The 705-nt window shown below is 67.2% G+C and carries 1 protein-coding gene and 1 pseudogene; both read left to right on the top strand.

Annotation, left to right across the window (positions count from 1 at the left end):
• Positions 1 to 326, top strand: a 326-nt coding sequence (locus tag FNQ90_RS26860; RefSeq protein ID WP_228471615.1) for a hypothetical protein, incomplete at its 5' end; no start/stop codon positions are given.
• Between the two features lie 146 nt (positions 327 to 472).
• Positions 473 to 705 (top strand): annotated as a pseudogene (locus FNQ90_RS25755) (type II toxin-antitoxin system VapC family toxin); the annotation flags it as partial.

Below are 705 nucleotides of genomic sequence, written 5' to 3'. Positions count from 1 at the left end.
CATCCACCCCCTTTGCCCACCTTGAACCCATGCGGACGACACCACCCGGCGAGTCCGAACCCATCCTCTGCGGAGCCTCCGCCGGGGAGTGGGGGAATGAAACGGCGACCGTCGCCGGATACGGCACGCCCGCCATCCGTCGGACCTCGACGAACGAACCCGTCTCCGCACTCGACCGGCTCGTCGCCACGGGCCGGATTCACCGCGCGATCGATCCGGGCGTGCTGCCCGAACCGATCGACAACCGGACGGAGCTGCCCTCCCTCACCGAACTCCTGATCGCGGAACGCGACGAGGAGCGCCTGCGGTCAGGCCGCACTCCATGAATGCGTGCGCACCTCCGAGGCCGGTACAGGAAGAAGCCGAAACGGAGGTCCTGCGCCACTGACGGGAAGAGCTCGGACCGCAGACACGCCTGGCGACCTCCCAATTGGCAGGGGTGGAGATCGCACGAACCTTCCGGCGAGCCGGCATGGATCGTCAGCGGGTGCCCTTCCTGGTCGGCAACGCTCTGACGGGAGTGGATCAGATCACGGTCGATGACGAGACCCTGGTTCGGGCCGCCGACTACGAGGTGCAGAAACTCGGCACCCTCGACGCCATCCACCTAGCGACAGCGGCCCCCCTCCGCGACGAACCGGACGGTTTCCTCAGCTACGACAGGGAATTGACCAAGGCCGTGCTCGACATCGGCCTTCCCCACCC

This window comes from Streptomyces alkaliphilus (genome assembly GCF_014141535.1).
Classification (GTDB): Bacteria; Actinomycetota; Actinomycetes; order Streptomycetales; family Streptomycetaceae; genus Streptomyces; species Streptomyces alkaliphilus.
Note: the sequence above shows the minus strand (reverse complement) of the source record. Positions and strands in the feature narration are given on the sequence as shown.